This is a genomic window from Devosia sp. MC532, from assembly GCF_016461625.1.
Taxonomy (GTDB): Bacteria; Pseudomonadota; Alphaproteobacteria; order Rhizobiales; family Devosiaceae; genus Devosia.
The window spans coordinates 21,904-39,787 of the sequence record NZ_JAEMNZ010000005.1 but is presented as its reverse complement, the minus strand read 5'-3'; the positions used below and the strand labels follow the sequence as shown (position 1 = coordinate 39,787).

Sequence of the window (17,884 nt, the reverse complement as noted above, 5' to 3'; positions counted from 1 at the left end):
TTCTAAAGCGTGGAGACAGTGTTCTCTTCGCCAACAATGGCGATGACTGCCGAGCGGTACTGAGCCATTGCATCTTCAGGCGATAGTTCACCCGAAACCACGGCTTCGGTCATGCGCTGAATTTCTTGGCTGACTGCGTTGTAGTGCGCATTGTTCGGACGCGCGGTGGTGATCGGCAGCAAGGCCTGGCTGGTTTCCGTCAAGAACGCATTGTCCGGGATCGCCACGTCATCACGCGAGCGAATGCCCGGTGAGAAGCTTTGGAAGGCCGTCATCTGTTCTTGGCTCATCATGAAGGACAAGAACTGCCAAGCTTCTTTCGGGCTATCGGTATTCGGGTTGATCACATAGCCCGTACCACCAGAGATCGAGACAGCATCTTGTCCGCGAATGCCCTTACCCGGTTCTTGAGCGGGCATCTTCTTCCAAGTCATGACATTGTCGCGGTCTTTGACTTCAAACTCTGCACCGGGCGCGGTGACAGAGCGATAGAACCAGTCGCCTTCCACCAGCATGGCGGTCTTGCCATCGCGGAAATTGGCAAAGGTGCGGTTGCGACCGTCTGCCAGAAGCTGCGCGCGCTGATCGCCTAGGCCGTCATCAACATAGATGGTCTTGTAGAGGTTGAGCGTGTCGAGGATGGCCTGGGAGCCAACGATGAACTTGCCGTCGTCATCGGTGACGCCTTCGCCCGTGCCCAGCAGTGCCATCCAATAGCCCTGCATGGTGGTCGCTTCGCCCATGGCCACACCAGCGTTCAGCTGCAGTGGCGCTTCGACACCGGCTTCCTTGAGCTTCTTAGCAGCGTCAATCAGATCGGCCCAAGAGGTGGGGTTCCACGTAGCGGCGTCGATGCCGGCCTTGTCGAAAAGGTCTTTGCGGAGAAAGACCATGCGCACGTCCGTACCAAGGCCGACGCCATAGGTTTCGCCGTCATAGGAGAGGATGGAGCGAATGCCGGGCGAAATGTGGTCCCAGCCTTCCCAATTGGCGTAATCTTCGCCAATCAGCTCATCGAGAGATTTTAGGAGGCCGCCTTCAGCAAATGAGGGGATCAGGAAGCCGTCGAAGCCCGAGATGTCTGGGCCTGCGCCGGTCGAGAAGTCGAGAGCTAGCTGCTGGGTGAGCTGGGCGTCTTCGCCACCAAACTGGTTCAGCTTCACATTGATGCCCGGATTGGCAGCCGTGAAGCCAGGAATAACGCTCTCTTCGATCCATTGCGCGGTGGCGCTATTAACGCCGCCGATGACGCAGCGGCAGGTGATTTCTAGATCAACGGCGAATGCCGGCACTGCCATAGCGGTGGCAGAGACGAGGCCGAGCGCAAGTGCGCGTAGGCGATTGCTCATCGCAGATTCCTCCCATGTGGTGGCTCCGGATTCTCCGGTAGCCGCTGTTGGCCCGCGCCTCCCTTGGCTTGCGGACACTGTCAGATTGAACACGTTTTCACTGCTCGTCAATGGCAGGTATGGTAGTGTTAACTTTTGTGATGCCGGTTCACTTGCGGAAAAGCTGTGTTTTTATCGCATTGTCGCGTCTTTGGGGTGTGGAGAACTTGGTCCTGCGATAGTCTGCATTGACAGTTCAGCTAGGGTTCTGTTCTTAAATGAACACGATTTCATCTGTGTGGAGTGTGTCTGTGAGTAGTGCGGGCGAGCCGGGACGGGGTAGGGCGACGGCCGAAATGGTCGCTGCGAAGGCTAACGTCTCGCGGGTGGCTGTTTCACGGGCGTTCAATCCTCACACCTCGTTGAAACCGGAAAAGCGCGAGCTCATCCTCCGGATCGCCAAAGAGCTGGACTACACCCCCGATCGCGCAGCGCGAGCGCTGGTGAGCGGCCGCTCGCACCTTGTTGGCGTGATCGTTCCAGACGTGTGCAGTCATTGGGAATCTCAAGAGATCGACGCTTTGACGACGGCGCTCCAGAACGAGGGTTTTGCCACGCTCCTGTTCAAGACCCGCACTGACTACTCAATGGATGAGCAGTTGCTCGCCTATATGCGTGGCTTCAACCCAGACTCGGTGATCGCCTTCGTCGAGAATGTGAAGCCGAAAACTCTCGTGCGCTTCCTCGGTCGTGCGGTGCCGATCTACGTCAACTATCCTTTTGAAAATGAAGACGATACGCCGGTTGCCGAGCCACTGTACGACCGCCTGAACGTCTTCCAGCACAATGGCATTGATCAAGCCGTAGCGCTGCTTCAGGGGTTTGGGGCGAAGCGGATTGCCTATCTTTCTGGGCTGAGCAAGTCGCGCGCCAATGAATCTCGTGAACGGACCCTCCGGCGCGTCATGCGCGAGCGCGGGCTCGGCGATCCGCAGATTATTCCAGGCGATTTCACCTATGACACCGCTTATCGCTCGACCGTTGATCTATTCCGCATCGGGCAGGGCGCTGATGCAATTTTTGCGGCCAATGACGTCGGCGCATTTGGCGTTTTAGACGCATTGCGCCACGAGTTGAACCTGCGCGTCCCTGAGGATGTGAAGGTCGTTGGCTTCGACGACATCGCCCAGTCACACTGGAAAAGCTTCAACCTCACGACGGTCAAGTTTGACCTCGATGAGCGCGTGCGCTGCCTCGTTCGCCTGATTTTGCGGCGGCTCAATGCGCCGGACGCGCCAAGTTTAGAAGAAACATTAAACACCCGTCTCGTCGTGCGTGGCACGGTGGGCTGAGCTGGGCATTTTCATGACGCAAACATCTGAGCAGCAGATCCATCTGATCTTCAAGACCCATCTGGACATTGGCTTCACCGACCATGCCAAGCGCGTGCGCCAGCAGTATCATGAGCAATTTATCCCGCAGGCGATCGCAACCGGCGCGCATTTTTATGCCGAAGATCCTGCCAACCCCAAATTCATCTGGACCACTGGCGCTTGGCTGATTTGGGATCACCTCCAGACCCAAAGCGCAGAAAAAGTCGCACGGCTAGAAGACGCGATCAGAAAGGGTCTCATCGCTTGGCATGGCTTGCCATTCACCTCGCATACGGAGTTGATGAGCCCAAAAATGTTCCGCGCGGCATTGAGCTTTTCGCGTGAGCTCGACAAGCGTTTTGGCAAAACGACAATTGCCGCAAAAATGACGGACGTGCCGGGTCACACGCTGGGCATGGTGCCACTCATGGCCGAAGCAGGGCTTCGCTTCCTCCATCTTGGGGTCAACACCGCGAGCCCAGTCCCAGACGTGCCGCCAATTTTCCGCTGGCGCGCTGAGGACGGCAGCGAGATTGTCGTCATGTATCAGAATTCCTATGGCGCTACGGACTTCCCAGCCGGTCCGGACTTGGGCCTCAGCTTTGCGCACACCAATGACAATGTCGGGCCGCAGAGCGTCGGGCAGACCGTCGAGGCCCTGCGCGAGCTTCATCATGCGAACCCAGGGGCGTTGATCAAAGCCTCTACACTTGATGCGTTCGGCCAAGCCATGTGGGATCGGCGCGAAGACTTCCCAATTATCGACAAAGAAATTGGCGATAGTTGGATTCATGGCGCGGCAACTGATCCGGTAAAATTAAGCCAGTACAAAGCACTAGAGAGATTTTACGAGAATTTGGATCAGCCGACTGTAGAGCGCGAGAGTTTCGCTCGGCGGCTCGCCATGGTGGCTGAACACACTTGGGGCGTGGATATTAAAACCTATCTGCGCGACGACCAGGCCTTTGATCAGGCCCAGTTCGAACACGCCCGCAAAATTGACTATCGCTTCCAATATGCCGAGCAATCTTGGCAGGAACAGCGCGACTATATGCAGGATGCGCTCTCGGCCCTGTCTGCCGAAGATCGCGCCGCAGCCTCGCAGGCGCTCGCCGAACTGGTTCCGATCGCACAGCGTGCGCCACGGGCCGGCAATCAAATCAGCGACGGCGGCTGGGTGGCCGATCTTGATCCGTCGACGGGCGACATTGCTCGTGTGGTCTCGCCGGAGGGTATTGAGATCGCGGGCAGTCATGGCGCGCTCTTTGGCTACCGCCACGAAACCTATGATTGGGCTGAACTACAAAGGCACCTCGATAGCTATCTTCAGCATCGGCAGGAATGGGCCATCCTCGACCATGACAAGCCGGGCCTGCAGAACGCAAAAACTGCCCGCACCGCGTCATTCGCGCCCACTCATATCGGTGTCGATGCCAATGCGCAGGTCGCTATTGCTGCCATTTCGCGGGCTGAGGCAGCGCATGTCGGCATTCCGGCGCGTCACGACATCGCCATTCGGCGCATTTCGCATAAGGCGGTCGAGGTCTCACTGACGCTACGAGACAAGCCGGCCAATCGCATGCCCGAAGCCGGATTTTTCGCGTTCACCCCTGCGGGCGCGGCGGCATGGTCGCTGCGCAAAATGGCATCGTGGAAGGACAGTGCGCATATTGTTCGCGCCGGTGGCGGTCAATTGCAGGCCATCGAGGCGGCGCGCACCACGCTCGATCAGATCGATCTGACAATTGAGCCCATTGATAGCGCACTGGTTTGTCCCGCAGGCAGCGACTTCATTCCGTTCCAGCCGGAGATTCCTGATTTTAGTCATGGCCTTCGGTTCAATCTCTATAACAATAAATGGGGCACGAATTTCCCGATGTGGTGGGACGGAACGGTTCAGTTCCGCTTCGTGCTGACCCTCGGCGGGAAATGAACGGACAGGACCGCGTAAAACTGCCAAGCTGGTAGGGTTTCGTGCTCATCACGACGCACCGGACCGCATGATAGGGAAGAAAGCACTTGCCACACTCAATGCCTTCCGCCTCCGCTGGTGTTCAGCCCGTTCAGAACGGTCCGGCGTTGTGGCAACTGCCGCAGCTTGATCCAGAGGGCCACAAGTTTACCCGTGGGCATGTCCTCGTCCTCAGCGGCAGTCCACTGCAAACAGGAGCCTCGCGCCTTTCAGCCTATGGTGCCTTCCGCGCCGGGGCAGGCTTGGTCACGCTGGTCGGCAGCGAAGCGGCACTGAGGGTACACGCCGCCCATGTCACGGCAATTATGTTGCGCATCGCTGAAACTCCCGCGGACTTTGCCACGGTGCTCGCAGACGAGCGGATCAACGCCTTGGTGATTGGGCCGGCAGCTGGGGTAGGCGAGGGTACTCGGGAGCGGGTGTTGGCGGGCTTAAAATCCAAGGCCAATATCGTTCTGGATGCCGATGCCCTGACCGTTTTCGCATCAGACCCAGACACTCTGTTTGCAGCCATAAAGGCAAGACCGGCTGGGCATGTCGTTATGACGCCGCATGAAGGAGAGTTCGCACGGCTGTTTGACGCCAACGATGCGTCCAAGGCCATGCGAGCCCATCAGGCGGCGCGCGACTCTGGAGCCGTTGTGGTGCTGAAAGGCGCAGACACATTCATCGCCGAGCCAGATGGCAAAATCGTCGTCAACGATAACGCACCTGCGTGGTTGGGGACAGCGGGCTCAGGTGATGTTTTGGCTGGCATAATAGCGGGGCTGTTGGCGCAAGGCATGAACGGGTTCGATGCTGCCGCAGCGGGAGTCTGGATACACGGCGCTGCGGGAAGTGCCTTTGGCGGCACCGGCATGATCAGCGAAGATCTCCCGGGGCTCATCCCTAATGTGGTTCAGGCCCTGGCTGATAAAGTGAAGAGTTGAGGGCCGCGGAGCCGCTTGATCAGAAATTGTGAAGCGCATAGAAATCTGGCGCTGCATTAACTCCAGTTTGAGTGGTGACGCTAGAGCTGGAGCTTTTCGATGAACAAAGCGCTTCTGGTTATTTTGCTAACAGTCATGCTGGACGCCATTGGGATTGGGCTCATCTTTCCCATTCTCCCAGCGCTGCTGCGTGAAGTTGGGCATACTTCTGATATCTCAACAATATTGGGCGTAATGCTGGCGCTTTACTCATCCTGCCAGTTCTTGTTCTCACCGATTTTGGGCGTGTTGAGCGATCGATTTGGGCGCCGTCCGGTGCTGCTGATTTCGCTTGCTGGCGCGGCGATCGATTATGTGGTGATGGCCTTTGCACCAGAGCTGTGGTTGCTCGTGCTCGGTCGCGCCATCGCTGGGATCACCAGTGCGAACATGGCCGTGGCCACAGCCTATATCACCGACATTTCCACCGAAGAGGAACGCGCCAAACGCTTTGGACTGTTCCATGCAATGTTCGGCATAGGGTTTATCATCGGACCTGTGGTTGGCGGCATTCTGGGTGACATCTGGCTGCGCTCGCCGTTTTTGCTGGCAGCGCTGCTCAACACTGTCAATTTCGCGATGGCACTGTTCGTCCTGCCCGAGTCGCGCAAGGGCCAGCGTGATACGCGCTTTACCTTGGATACGCTCAATCCGTTCAAGCCATTGGCATGGGCCTTTGCTTTCAAAGCCCTGCTGCCCCTGATCGCCATCTATCTGATTATGAATCTGGTCGGCACGGTCTATGGCTCAACCTGGGCCATCTTCTCTGAAGACGTCTATGCGTTTAACGGCATGCTGATTGGTCTGTCCCTTGGGGCATTCGGGCTCTTCCACGCTTTGGCGCAGGCCTTCGTCACCGGTCCCGCAGTCGCCAAGCTCGGCGAGCGCTGGGCCTTGGTTGTCGGCATGGCGTTTGAAATTGGCGCGATGCTCACTCTCGCATTTGCCACCCATGGAGCGGCCCTCTTTATTATGGCGCCGATCTTTGCACTGGGTGGCATTGGGATGCCCGCGTTACAGTCTCTGACAACCCGCCAAGTCAGCTCTGAACTCCAAGGACAGCTCCAGGGCGTGTTGGCGAGCGTGGTCAGCTTGGCGGCGGTCTTTGGCCCATTGCTGTTCAGCAATATCTATCATTCCATCCGTGGAACTTGGCCGGGCGGGATCTGGCTGGTTGCCATGGTGATCTATCTCGCAGCCTTGCCGCTGATGCTGACAATCAAGAGTAAGCCTATCGAGCACCAAGACGGCAGTTGAGGCTTTGGAATAGGGCTCAAATCCAAGAATCATCGACCTCGTCTTGGCCTTGCTCCAATAGTGTTGCTGAGTCTGCGAAAACTGCCAGAATCCAAGGGACTCAATGGATTTTGTTTTCAAAAATTGCCCGTAAATTCGAGGCTGCTTTTGACTGCGTGGCTGGCAATCGTCGCTCGGATGGACTGCGTTCCATGCATCCTATCTCCTTGGTAATTCTGCGAATTCATTTGGCGCGCGTAAGCCGAGCAAAACCGATGTCGGCGTGGAAATGGGACCATATTCCCCCGGAAACCGGGCTTTTCGGGGTTATGGGGCTTGCGAGAGCCATATTTCCGGTCCATTAACTGCTACTACCGTCGGGGCACTGATCGGCCGGATAGTCTGGATTTGCGAGTGATCGCGGCAGGCTATCAGGCATCAAGAGCCGCTAGTGGCGGCGAGCATTCACTGTGAGGAAACGCTATGAACAAAAACGATCTGGTTGGCGTTGTCGCCGACAAGGCAACGATCACCAAGGCACAGGCCGCCGAAGCGGTTGACGCAGTGTTCGAAGCTATCACCGAAGCCCTGAAGGCCGGCGACGAAGTTCGTCTGGTTGGTTTCGGCACCTTCGCCGTTTCGCAGCGTAAGGCTTCGACCGGCCGTAACCCTGCAACGGGTGCTGAAATTCAGATTCCGGCCTCGAACCAGGCCAAGTTCAAGCCCGGTAAGGGCCTGAAGGACGCGATCAACGCTTGATTGCGACTTCGCCTCTCGGCATTTGGCCCCGCGCTTCACAGCCGGGGCCTTTTTGTTATGTGGAGAACTTTTTCGGGTGTTGACCTGAAACCCGTGTCCGCATATTCAGTGGCTCGTCGCTGAAGAACAACGGTTCTGCAAGCGGCGCCAGTGCCCTGACCACCAAGTCAGCGTTAGAAAAGGCACTCCGTGATAATGGCACGGGCGATTAGCTCAGTTGGTAGAGCGTCTCGTTTACACCGAGAATGTCGGCGGTTCGAGTCCGTCATCGCCCACCATTGCCGCTCACCAGCGGCGAAGAAGAGTGGTCTTCTTTACTTGGTGCCAGTGCTCTGACCACCAAGTCAGCGTTAGAAAAAGCACTCCGTGATAATGGCACGGGCGATTAGCTCAGTTGGTAGAGCGTCTCGTTTACACCGAGAATGTCGGCGGTTCGAGTCCGTCATCGCCCACCATTCACTTCTCCTGAACGACAAAACAAAACCGCTTCGGCGGTTTTTTGCTTTTTGGGGTTCTGCCAACTCGCTTCCAGATTCTTGCCTCCGTCATTCTCGTCGCAGCGGACAGGGCGGTGATCTGATTCACGTTCCGCGATTCCCAAGCTGCGTAGAAAATGTACCGCGTCTCCACTGGAAGGCGCCATTTTTGTTTCCTGCCGGGCGCTGCCATCGAGAAGGCCTCGGCCAAGCCCTTCACGGCGCCCAAAAGTGCCAGCCAAGTGCCCACGATATGCCCATCGGCGCCACAGATGTTGAAAAGCTTTGCGAATTTTCTTGAGGCCGCTTTACAGGGGCAAATCACGCCCCTATACAGAGCCCACGTTGCGCCGAACGAGAGTTCGCAAGCGCTGCGGGAGTAGCTCAGTTGGTTAGAGCGCCGGCCTGTCACGCCGGAGGTCGCGGGTTCGAGCCCCGTCTCTCGCGCCATTTATTTCCTTGAAATTATTGATGCTTTTAAGTTGGTGCACGTGGCGTATCAGCTGTGGTGTCAATTATGACAGGGGGCCGTTCTCTTGCCTTCGAGTAATGTTCATTTGCTCGCGAACGAGAAAGTCGTGACTAAGGGGGAAAGGGTTACTCGTTACGGCAGAAATGCTCTCACGACGGATCGTGATTGCTGAGGTCTTCTGCTGGTTGTGGCCGCCAATGGGGTTGAGGGCTTGCGAGAGTTTGCAGCTGAGACGGTTTTTCGCCATTTATCCGTTCAAGCAGGATGCGCGTTAGCTCTTGGCCAGCGCTAAAAACATCTTCGCGTAGGCTGTCCATATTTGGGAAAAAGGCAGGCAAAATGCCCGATGTTTGCTTATAGACAACGTGGAAATCTCGGCCCATCACAGCGTCGGCCTCCTGCATTCCCCCGACAAGCGCGATTGTGTGCATTTCGCTGTCACAGATTATCCCGAAGGGCGTCTTGCTTTCTTTGGCCAGAGCCGAGCCAATTGCGCGCGTCTCGTTCGGCGATCGTCCCATGAGGCTTTCATGGACGAAAGCTTCAACGCCCGCCTTCGCCGTTGCCTGCAAAAATGCCGTCTGAACGGTGTGAAAGTAGGTCGTGCGATCATCCCCCATGGCCAGACGAATGCAGCGGCAGCCCTTGGCGACGAGCCGCTCGACGGCCATAACCGTGAAGCTATGGGAGTCAAAATCGTGGTAGGGATGAGGCGCATAAAACTCCGTCCGTCCGTGGCTGACAAAGGGGAAATTGGCGTCCATCATCATTTGAACGCGCCGGTCGCGGGGCCGAGTGTGGGTGATGATAACGCCGTCCGCTGTTCTGTTTTCCAGAACATAGCGAATGGTTTCGTCTGAGTTCGAGCGCTCAAATTCAGGGATAACGGTCAGGTGGTAGCGAGTTCCCCTAATGCCCTGGCCTATGCCCTGGATCATCTGCCGGGCGAAATCGATTGAGTCTTCAGCGCTATCAAGAACCAGCGCTATGACATTGGTTTTCCCAGTTCGCAGTCTTACCCCGGCGCGATCGGGCACGTAGCCGAGCGCCTTGGCTGCCTCCGCGACCTTGTCGCGCGTCTCTTGTTTGAGTTTGCTGCCATCGCGCAGCGACAGGGACACCGTCGACAGGCTTAATCCTGTCATTTCGGCAATAGTTTTGAGCGTCACGCGGGAGGCGCTCTGCGGGGGCGTTGTTGGTTTGCGCGGTGCCATAGGTGAGATCCGAAACGTCTAGGGCAGGGGACCTGAAATCAACCTGCGTTTTGCAACGATATAACAGAGCTGATGCCAAACATACATTCAAGATGAGTCGCTAATGACCTTAGGTTAAAGGAGGAAAACTCGCCCGATAGAGTGTAAATAAAAATCTTTAATAGAAATTGCAACGTTGCAATACTTGTGCTTTGCTGGGCCTGTGGCTGGGTGAGGCCTGGTCCACGGTCGTCCAACGAGATGACAGCTTCTGAGGAGGAGTAGATGCTAAGGACTAGGTTTCTGACCACGGTGGCCGCTGCGTCACTGCTGGCCGCCTCGGTTTTGCCGGCACAGGCGGAAGTATCTTTCATGTATGCAGAATGGACCAGCGCACTCGTCGAGCCGGGCATCAAGGCATTTGAGGAGGCCACCGGCGAGACGGTGAACGCCATCAAACTGCCGGGGCAGGGTTATGATCAGCGTATCGCGCTCGATCTTGCTGCTGGCACCGCCGCTGACGTCAATCTGATGGACAGCTTTATGGTGTCCGAACTGGCTGCAGCTGGCTATCTCGAACCGTTGGATGATCTCGCCAAGACTTGGGACCAATATCAGTATTACATGCCCGGCCTGTTGGAAGTGTCTTCTTACCAGGGCAAGCTATTCGCATTCCCGACCGATACCGACGTGCGCATGCTCTGGTATCACAAGGGTAATTTCGAAAAGGCGGGCATTGCCCTGCCGTGGCAGCCTAAGAGCTGGGCCGACATTCTCGATGCAGCACAAAAACTCAAAGACGCAGGCGTACAGTATCCGTTTCAGATACCGGCAGGGATAAAGCAGGGCGAAGCCACCACTATGCAGGGCGTCTATATGGCCCTACTGGGTGCCGACGTCCCCGAGGGGGATCGCAATCGACTTCTGAACCGGGAAACCAATCAATGGATTGGCGATAGTCCGGCCCTGCGTCGCACATTCGATCTCTACCATCAGATATTCGTCGAAAAACAACTCCAGCCTGCAGACTTGAACTACGCGACCGACATTGGTGTCGCCGTGCGTCAGGCACTGCGTGACGGCAATATGGGCATTATGGCCTCTGGTTCTTGGGAAGATGCCTGTATCTGGGACTGCAACAATCCGCCTAGCCGCGAAGAACGTGATGCGCTCGTGGCTTGGACGCCATGGCCGGGTTCTGGCGAGCCGGGCACCAAAGCCACTACCAATATTTCCGGTGGCTGGGCCATGGGAATCAGCTCTAAGGCCGCTGACAAAGAACTCGCATTCAAGCTCCTGACCACCATCTTTGATCAGGCAAACTTTAAGGCTTGGACGTTAACGACCCACCGTATGGCGGTGCGAACCGACGTGTCTGAATCGCCTGAATACACAGCCGACCCGTTCTTGGCCGAAGCCACAAAGCTGGCAGCGGACACCACAGGTCGCGACACTATTCCGGGTTATCAGACCGTATCCGCACTTATCCAGCAGGCCACATCTGACATTCTCGATGGGGCAAGCGTCGATGAGGTGATCACGACCTATCATGATGCTCTCGTCGATGAATTTGGCGCCGAGAATGTGATTACCTACGAATAAGCTTTTCCCGAGACGACGGCATCCACCTGACCTCCGGATGCCGTCGCACTTCCCTTTAGTTCCGTCCTAGACATGGGCTGGTGTCTCCATGACCAACCAATCCAATCCCTGGCTGACGAGCAATATTTGGGTGCTCGGGCTAGCGCTATTGCCAGCCGCTCTCCTGATTGGCGCTTTGCTCTATTTCACGGCTTGGGCCATCGCCTTCAGCTTCACGGATCTGGCCCTCGTCGGGCGCAAATCGGTCGAGTGGAGCTGGGTAGGACTACAAAATTTTGAGCGGCTGTTTACCCGTCGCGGCTTTCTTGAATCTCTCTGGACCACCGTTGTCTTTGTGTTTTTCTCAGCCATCGTGGGGCAGTCCGTCCTCGGATTTATGCTGGCTGCGGTCTTGCGTGGTACGCGTTCGCAATTGCGCACCATCATTGAAGTGTCGATTATGCTGGGCTGGTTGCTGCCAGACATTGTGGCGGCCTTTCTCTGGTCCGCTACCACAAGCCAGACTGGCCTCATCAATCAGCTGATCGTCGTGCCGCTTGGCTTTAAGCCGATCAATTTCATCAATGAATACGCGCTGCCCATCGTCACTATCGCCAATGTGTGGAAAGGCACCGCGTGGTCCTATCTGCTCTTTTCTGCCGCGCTCGATAGCGTCAGCCGCGAAGTGGTGGAAGCGGCCAAAGTCGATGGGGCGACACCGCTTCAGCGTGTCTTGCTTGTGCAATTGCCGATTATCCGACCGCACATTGCGACCAATATGCTGTTCATCACCATTTGGACCTTCACCTATTTCCCGCTCATCTACGCGATGACGGGAGGCGGGCCTGGCACACAGACCCAGACCCTTGCGCTATTCCTCTATAATCAGAGTTTTTCGCGCGGGAACTTGGGCTTCGGCAGCGCCATTTCTGTCGCCATGTTGATTATTGTTGGCGTGCTCTCGCTGTTCTATCTGCGCCTGCTGCGGGAGCCGAAATAATGGAGACCAACGTCACAACCTCGCGCATGACGGCCATCGCACTGAGCTTTATGGCGGTCATCTGGGTCAGCCCGTTTTCTTGGCTAATCCTGAACGCTTTTAATCCGGATGCCAGCGGCCTTCTGGAAATTCCAAAGTCTGTTGGGCTCGACAATTTCGCAGAGGCGGTGAGTGGGGACGCTGGACGACAGTTTCTCAATTCCTTGATCATCGCTGCGGGTACTGCAACGCTGAGCGTTCTCGTCGGCATTGCGGCGGCATATCCGCTCTCGCGGCTCCGCATCCCGGGGCGCAACGCCTTTTTGTGGACCCTCGTGCTGTTGCGCATGTTGCCGTCTGTTGGCGTGCTGGTGCCGCTCTATTTTGCCGCTCAGCGCTCTGGCCTGCTCAACCAGCTCGGTGTCATCATATCCCTGACGATTTTGAACTTACCGTTCACGCTGCTGCTTCTCAAAAACTTCTTCGACACAGTGCCGATTGAATTGGAAGAAGCTGCGTATGTGGAGGGCGCGAGCCTCCTCCAGATCGTCACCAAAATTGTTTTGCCCATGTCTCGCGCGGGCATTGCAGTGGTCTGGTTCTATAGTTTCACAGGCGCATGGAATGAGTTCCTGCTGCCCCTCATCTTCGCCCGCGTGCAGGATGCTTTCCCAATGTCCGTCGGCCTTTACGCTGCCTTCGGCCAGCAGGGCGCGATCAACTACGGTTTTCTTACAGCGTTTTCAATCATCTACGCGGCGCCGGCGATCGGCGTGTATTTTCTTCTCAGGCGGAACATGAACACAGGGTTCGCCGGTGTCGGAGTTAAAGGATGACCTATTCCAATCCCCAATCGACCAAGCTGGGCTTGTTGGATGATGACCTCAAAATGGAGGGCAAGCTCATCCGCCTCTGCGCAGATCTTGAAGCCAAAATTCTGACGCCCGTTTCCGATGTCGGTTGGCAGTGGCACATCCAGCGCGCAGATATTTCGGCGGGGGACGCCCTTTCTGCAGATTGGCGATCATGGGAGACTTTTGGCTCCCATTCCGTCTGGGCGAAAAAGCAGGGCCACACGTGGTTCGCAGCTGAGGTTACCGTGCCCGAGGCGGCAGCTGGCAAAACCTTCGTGCTCAAATTCAAGAGCCAGTGGCAGGATCGGCCGGGGGCCACTGATCCGCAGTGCCTCGCCTATATTGATGGCCAAATCGCGCAGGCGCTCGACGGCAATCACACAGAACTGGTGATCGAGCGCAAAGCCAAACCGGGTAAAAAGCACACGCTTCTGGTCAACGCCTTTACCTTTTTCGACCGCCCGCTCGTTGGATTTACCGTCGATTTTTATACCCGTAGCGAGCGTGCCGAAAAACTCTATTGGGACTTAAAAACACCACTCGACGTTGCCATTCGGCTCTATCAAAACGACCCGCGCCGCCAAGCCATTCTCAACATTATCGACAGGGCTTTGCGGGCACTGGATCGCCGCGCAGGATTTACCCCCGAATTTGAGGCGTCGCTGGGCGCGGCCGAGAAAATTGCTGCTGAGATTTATGCGCTCGTCGATACTGAGGTACAGCCCCAGATCACGGCCGTTGGCTCTACCCACCTTGATGTGGGGTGGCTCTGGCGCGTGATGCACACGCGGGACAAGACCGGTCGGTCTTTCGCGACCGTGTTGAACCTCATGGAGGAGTATCCTGAGTTCATCTTCATGTACAATCAGTCCGTGCTCTTTGATTTCCTCAAGCAGGATTATCCAGAGCTCTGGGCACGAATGCTCAAGCGCGTGAAATCAGGCCAGTTTGAGATCGAAGGCGCCATGTGGGTGGAGCCAGACGTCAATATTGTTTCGGGTGAAAGTCTGGTGCGCCAGATCATGCGTGGGCGGCGCTTCCACCTCGAGCATTTCGGCGTCGATCCTAAAACCGTTTGGTTACCGGATACCTTTGGCTATTCGGCCAACCTCCCGCAAATCATGGACAAATCCGGGCTCAAATACTTTGTCACCTCCAAGTTGAGCTGGAACGATACCGATCGCCACCCCTACGACAGTTTCCATTGGCGCGGCATCGACGGCACTGTCACCAAAGCCCAGCTGATCACAGCTCAGAAATACGAAAGCGAGCAGATTTTCACGACCTACAATGGCGATCTGTCGGTGAGCGAGACCATGGGGGCGTGGAAGCGTTACGAGCCCAAAGCCGTGCACAATGAAGTCGTTATGTCCTATGGCTATGGCGATGGCGGCGGCGGCCCAACACGGGCGATGATCGAACGCGGTATTCGCCTTGAACGCGGTATTCCCGGTGCGCCACGGGTCAAGCTAGAAGGCATTGTGCCCTATCTCGACCGGCTCGGGGCGGCCATGGATAAGCCTGGTAGCAAGTTCCCGACCTGGAATGGCGAACTCTACCTGCAATACCACCGGGGCACGCTGACCTCGGTCGCCAAGAATAAAGCCAACAACCGCCGCGCCGAACGCATGCTGCGCGAGCTGGAGTTTTTGGGCGCGCTGGCCCTCAGTCAATCTGGACATGCGTATCCAAGCGAGACCTTGGCCAAATTCTGGGAACTGGTGTTGATCAACCAGTTCCACGACATTCTGCCCGGCACCTCGATCCCGGAAGTCTATGTCGATAGCGACCGCGAGTATGCCGAGATTTTCTCGACGCTCAATTCGCAGAATGGGCCTTGGCACACCGCTGCCCAAACCCTTGCAAAGTCGGGCGACGGTGCGCTCTCCATTTTCAACTTTACCGGTCAGATCCGCAGCGATCTCGTTGATTTCGGTTCCGATGCGCAGCTTGCTGGTGCAGCTGTCACTTCAGCCTCTGGCTCCGCACCTCTTCAGAAAATCAGCCGTGCCGATGGCACATCCAGCTTTGCCGCACCGGTCTCAAACGTGGCTGCGCTTGGGTGGACACGGACGCAGCTTGTTGCTCAGCAAGGCGCTTACCGGTCGGCTGTTTCAGCCACAAAAACACATCTTGAAAATGAGCTTCTGCGTGTGACTTTCGCCAAGTCCGGCGAAATTACCTCGATCTTCGACAAGGCTCGCCAGCGCGATACCCTGGCCGCAGGCGAGAAAGCCAACCGCCTCATCGCCTATGAAGACAAGCCGATGGAGTGGGATGCCTGGGACATAGACCGCTATTTTGAAGAGCAGTTCTGGCCCTTGGCCGATACGGCTGCGACGATTTCCGTCGCGGAAACCGGTCCTCATCGCGCCGCCCTTCGCATCGAGCGCAAGTATCAAAGCTCGACCATTGTGCAAGTAATCTCCCTTGTTGCCGGCGAGCGGCAGATCGAGTTCGATACTTATATCGATTGGCAGGAGCGCCAGACGGTTCTCAAGGCGCAGTTCCCATTTGATCTCAATATCTCCGAAATTCGCTCGGAAATTCAGTTCGGCCACGTTAAACGCCCGACCCATCGCAACACCACATGGGACCGCGCGCGGTTTGAAGCCTCCATGCACCGGTGGGTGGACATCAGCGAAACCGACTTCGGCGTGGCGCTGATCAATGACTGCAAATATGCCTATGATTGCCACGAGCAATCGGTGCGGCTGACCCTGGTGCGCGGGTCAACCTTCCCCGCGCCCGATGCGGATCTGGGTGAACATTGCCTGCGTTATGGACTTCTCGTGCATGATGGCGTGGCCGATTTGCACGAAGTTCACCGCGCCGCAGAACGCTTCAACAATCCTCTGGCTGTCGTTGGCGCTCGCACCATTGCGTCTGCGCCGGCGCAGGGATTGGACAGCTTTAGCTTTGCCTCGGTCGACGTGCCCAATGTTGCGCTTGAAACTGTCAAAAAGGCCGAGGCGTCCAATCGCTTGGTCCTGCGGCTGTTTGAGCACGCCAATATCCGGGCCGATGCAACCATCAGTTTTGGCCTGCCGGTGAAATCCGTCCGCACGGTCAATCTTATGGAAGAAGGCCCCAGCAAGCCTCTGCCGCTCGCCAACAATAGCGTCAAACTGGCCTTGCGACCTTTCGAGATCGCAACACTGCTGATCGAAGTTTAAGGAGGCCGATATGGCTGACGTTACGCTACGGAATGTACGGAAATCTTATGGGAGTCTCGAGGTCATCCATGGCGTCGATCTCGACATTAAGTCCGGTGAGTTCGTCGTGTTCGTCGGCCCCTCGGGCTGCGGTAAGTCCACGCTGTTGCGGATGATCGCGGGGCTCGAACCGATTTCGGGCGGCGAAATTTCTATCGGTGGGAAAGTCGTCAACGATGTGCCATCGCCGCAGCGTGGCATTTCCATGGTGTTTCAGTCCTACGCGCTTTATCCGCATATGAGCGTCTTCGACAACATGGCTTTTGGCCTGAAACTAGCCAAAACGCCGAAGGCAGAGATCGAGCAAAGGGTGCGCGAAGCGGCCCGCATTCTGCAAATCGAGCCCTATCTCGACCGCATGCCCAAAGCGCTGTCCGGCGGGCAGCGCCAACGCGTGGCCATCGGGCGCGCCATTGTCCGCAACCCCAAGGTCTTTCTCTTTGATGAGCCGTTGAGCAATCTCGACGCTTCATTACGCGCTCAAACGCGCATTGAGATTGCCAAGCTGCACGATGCGCTCGATGCGACAATGATTTATGTCACCCACGATCAGGTTGAGGCCATGACCTTGGCCGATCGCATCGTCGTGCTCAATGCCGGAAAGATCGAACAGGTTGGTTCGCCACTTGAGCTCTATCGCCATCCGGTCAACACTTTCGTCGCCGGCTTTATCGCCAGCCAGCGAATGAATTTTATCGAGATCACCCCGACATCTGGCGGGTTTAGCTTGCCGGGGGGCCGAACGGTACGCCTCGATCATCCCAAGCTCGGCGAAGCCAAAACCTTTGGCATCCGGCCAGAGCATTTGCAGGTGGCCGCCGAAGGGCAGGGCGACCTCTCGGGTAGGTTGACTGTGATCGAGCAATTTGGCGAATACGCTCTTGCCTATGTCGAGCTTGCAAATGGCGATCTGGTCACGCTCAAAATTGATGGCGCGCCAGAGCTGGAATTGCACCAAACACTTTCGGCCAAAATCCCGCCTGACGCCGTCCATTTGTTCGACGCGGCAGGCCGGGCTCTTACTGTCAATTAAATTGCCTGCAGGCTTACGAAATCTGTCGCGGGACAAGCTAAACTATGGAGTTCCGCGTAAGAGTTTTTGTGGGCCACGTTTATGAGATGGGATTGGGGTTTGGCCTGTCTTGGCTTTTGTGGGGCCGCGATGGGCGTATGGGGGGCATTTGGTTGTACAAGTCTGGGGCCGCCAAGGGGCGTCTGGTGGCCTGAGATATCCCGATAATTAAATAGGAGCAGGGCGATAGTGACGCCGAGTGCGCGGTTGCGGCGATTTTGGGCTGGGTCGGGTCGCCTGAGGCAGTAAGAACCTCGAAACTCGGGTCTATGAACTGTGTTCAATGGGCCTTGCCCTTGGGGCGCATATTAGTCGGCCGGGACGGCGGGGGGATACATTTAAATGCCTCTGGCGCAGCACAAGAATTCGCTAAAACATTGCTCGACATAGGCAAACTACCATTCTA

The 17,884-nt window shown here is 56.6% G+C and carries 12 protein-coding genes and 3 tRNA genes; 13 read left to right on the top strand and 2 right to left on the bottom strand.

Annotated elements, in window-relative coordinates:
* Positions 1-2: 2 nt before the first annotated feature.
* On the bottom strand, positions 3-1,349 hold the full coding sequence (locus JHC09_RS07900; protein ID WP_199531488.1) for an extracellular solute-binding protein: 1,347 nt from the start codon (positions 1,347-1,349) through the stop codon (positions 3-5).
* 290 nt (positions 1,350-1,639) lie between these two features.
* Here JHC09_RS07900 and JHC09_RS07895 point away from each other — a divergent pair, with 290 nt between their 5' ends.
* From JHC09_RS07895 to JHC09_RS07860, 8 genes are all read left to right on the top strand, one after another.
* Entirely contained in the window at positions 1,640-2,680 is a 1,041-nt protein-coding gene (locus JHC09_RS07895; protein ID WP_349236530.1) for a LacI family DNA-binding transcriptional regulator, read from the top strand.
* A 13-nt stretch (positions 2,681-2,693) separates the two neighbouring features.
* Positions 2,694-4,634, top strand: a complete 1,941-nt coding sequence (locus tag JHC09_RS07890) for a DUF5054 domain-containing protein (protein WP_199531487.1) — start codon at positions 2,694-2,696, stop codon at positions 4,632-4,634.
* 98 nt (positions 4,635-4,732) lie between these two features.
* The gene (locus JHC09_RS07885; RefSeq protein WP_199531486.1) at positions 4,733-5,602 is read left to right on the top strand and encodes an NAD(P)H-hydrate dehydratase; all 870 of its coding nucleotides are present in this window, start codon (positions 4,733-4,735) and stop codon (positions 5,600-5,602) included.
* Positions 5,603-5,701: 99 nt separating this feature from the next.
* Complete coding sequence (locus JHC09_RS07880; RefSeq protein WP_199531485.1) at positions 5,702-6,898, top strand: TCR/Tet family MFS transporter; 1,197 nt, start codon at positions 5,702-5,704, stop codon at positions 6,896-6,898.
* Positions 6,899-7,360: 462 nt separating this feature from the next.
* On the top strand, positions 7,361-7,636 hold the full coding sequence (locus JHC09_RS07875; RefSeq protein WP_169193720.1) for an HU family DNA-binding protein: 276 nt from the start codon (positions 7,361-7,363) through the stop codon (positions 7,634-7,636).
* Between the two features lie 202 nt (positions 7,637-7,838).
* Positions 7,839-7,914 (top strand) — tRNA-Val (locus JHC09_RS07870).
* 101 nt (positions 7,915-8,015) lie between these two features.
* Positions 8,016-8,091: transfer RNA gene (locus JHC09_RS07865), tRNA-Val, on the top strand.
* 394 nt (positions 8,092-8,485) lie between these two features.
* A tRNA-Asp gene (locus tag JHC09_RS07860) sits at positions 8,486-8,562 on the top strand.
* 171 nt (positions 8,563-8,733) lie between these two features.
* On the opposite strand, the gene JHC09_RS07855 is transcribed toward JHC09_RS07860, so the two are convergent.
* Positions 8,734-9,798: a LacI family transcriptional regulator gene (locus JHC09_RS07855; protein ID WP_199531484.1), complete on the bottom strand. Its 1,065-nt coding sequence runs from the start codon at positions 9,796-9,798 to the stop codon at positions 8,734-8,736.
* Between the two features lie 264 nt (positions 9,799-10,062).
* On the opposite strand from JHC09_RS07855, the gene JHC09_RS07850 reads away from it, so the two are divergent.
* The 5 genes from JHC09_RS07850 (at position 10,063) to ugpC (ending at position 17,439) form a co-directional block, all read left to right on the top strand.
* Complete coding sequence (locus JHC09_RS07850) at positions 10,063-11,379, top strand: extracellular solute-binding protein (RefSeq protein ID WP_169193698.1); 1,317 nt, start codon at positions 10,063-10,065, stop codon at positions 11,377-11,379.
* Positions 11,380-11,467: 88 nt separating this feature from the next.
* On the top strand, positions 11,468-12,358 hold the full coding sequence (locus tag JHC09_RS07845; RefSeq protein ID WP_169193699.1) for a sugar ABC transporter permease: 891 nt from the start codon (positions 11,468-11,470) through the stop codon (positions 12,356-12,358).
* A complete protein-coding gene (locus tag JHC09_RS07840; protein WP_199531483.1) occupies positions 12,358-13,173 on the top strand; it encodes a carbohydrate ABC transporter permease in 816 nt (271 codons plus the stop codon). Before JHC09_RS07845 ends, JHC09_RS07840 begins: the two co-directional genes overlap by 1 nt.
* A complete protein-coding gene (locus tag JHC09_RS07835) occupies positions 13,170-16,367 on the top strand; it encodes a glycoside hydrolase family 38 C-terminal domain-containing protein (protein WP_199531482.1) in 3,198 nt (1,065 codons plus the stop codon). Before JHC09_RS07840 ends, JHC09_RS07835 begins: the two co-directional genes overlap by 4 nt.
* Before the next feature lie 10 nt (positions 16,368-16,377).
* Positions 16,378-17,439 carry a sn-glycerol-3-phosphate ABC transporter ATP-binding protein UgpC gene (gene ugpC / locus JHC09_RS07830; protein ID WP_199531481.1) on the top strand — a complete coding sequence of 354 codons (1,062 nt, stop codon included), beginning with the start codon at positions 16,378-16,380 and terminating at the stop codon, positions 17,437-17,439.
* Positions 17,440-17,884: the final 445 nt, after the last annotated feature.

Excerpts from the sequence above, each read along its gene's own strand:
- JHC09_RS07855 (WP_199531484.1), bottom strand. The coding sequence starts at position 9,798 with ATGGCACCGCGCAAACCAACAACGCCCCCGCAGAGCGCCTCCCGCGTG.
- JHC09_RS07840 (WP_199531483.1), top strand. The coding sequence starts at position 12,358 with ATGGAGACCAACGTCACAACCTCGCGCATGACGGCCATCGCACTGAGC.
- JHC09_RS07900 (WP_199531488.1), bottom strand. The coding sequence starts at position 1,349 with ATGAGCAATCGCCTACGCGCACTTGCGCTCGGCCTCGTCTCTGCCACC.
- JHC09_RS07885 (WP_199531486.1), top strand. The coding sequence starts at position 4,733 with ATGCCTTCCGCCTCCGCTGGTGTTCAGCCCGTTCAGAACGGTCCGGCG.
- JHC09_RS07835 (WP_199531482.1), top strand. The coding sequence starts at position 13,170 with ATGACCTATTCCAATCCCCAATCGACCAAGCTGGGCTTGTTGGATGAT.
- JHC09_RS07890 (WP_199531487.1), top strand. The coding sequence starts at position 2,694 with ATGACGCAAACATCTGAGCAGCAGATCCATCTGATCTTCAAGACCCAT.
- JHC09_RS07875 (WP_169193720.1), top strand. The coding sequence starts at position 7,361 with ATGAACAAAAACGATCTGGTTGGCGTTGTCGCCGACAAGGCAACGATC.
- ugpC (WP_199531481.1), top strand. The coding sequence starts at position 16,378 with ATGGCTGACGTTACGCTACGGAATGTACGGAAATCTTATGGGAGTCTC.
- JHC09_RS07845 (WP_169193699.1), top strand. The coding sequence starts at position 11,468 with ATGACCAACCAATCCAATCCCTGGCTGACGAGCAATATTTGGGTGCTC.
- JHC09_RS07880 (WP_199531485.1), top strand. The coding sequence starts at position 5,702 with ATGAACAAAGCGCTTCTGGTTATTTTGCTAACAGTCATGCTGGACGCC.
- JHC09_RS07850 (WP_169193698.1), top strand. The coding sequence starts at position 10,063 with ATGCTAAGGACTAGGTTTCTGACCACGGTGGCCGCTGCGTCACTGCTG.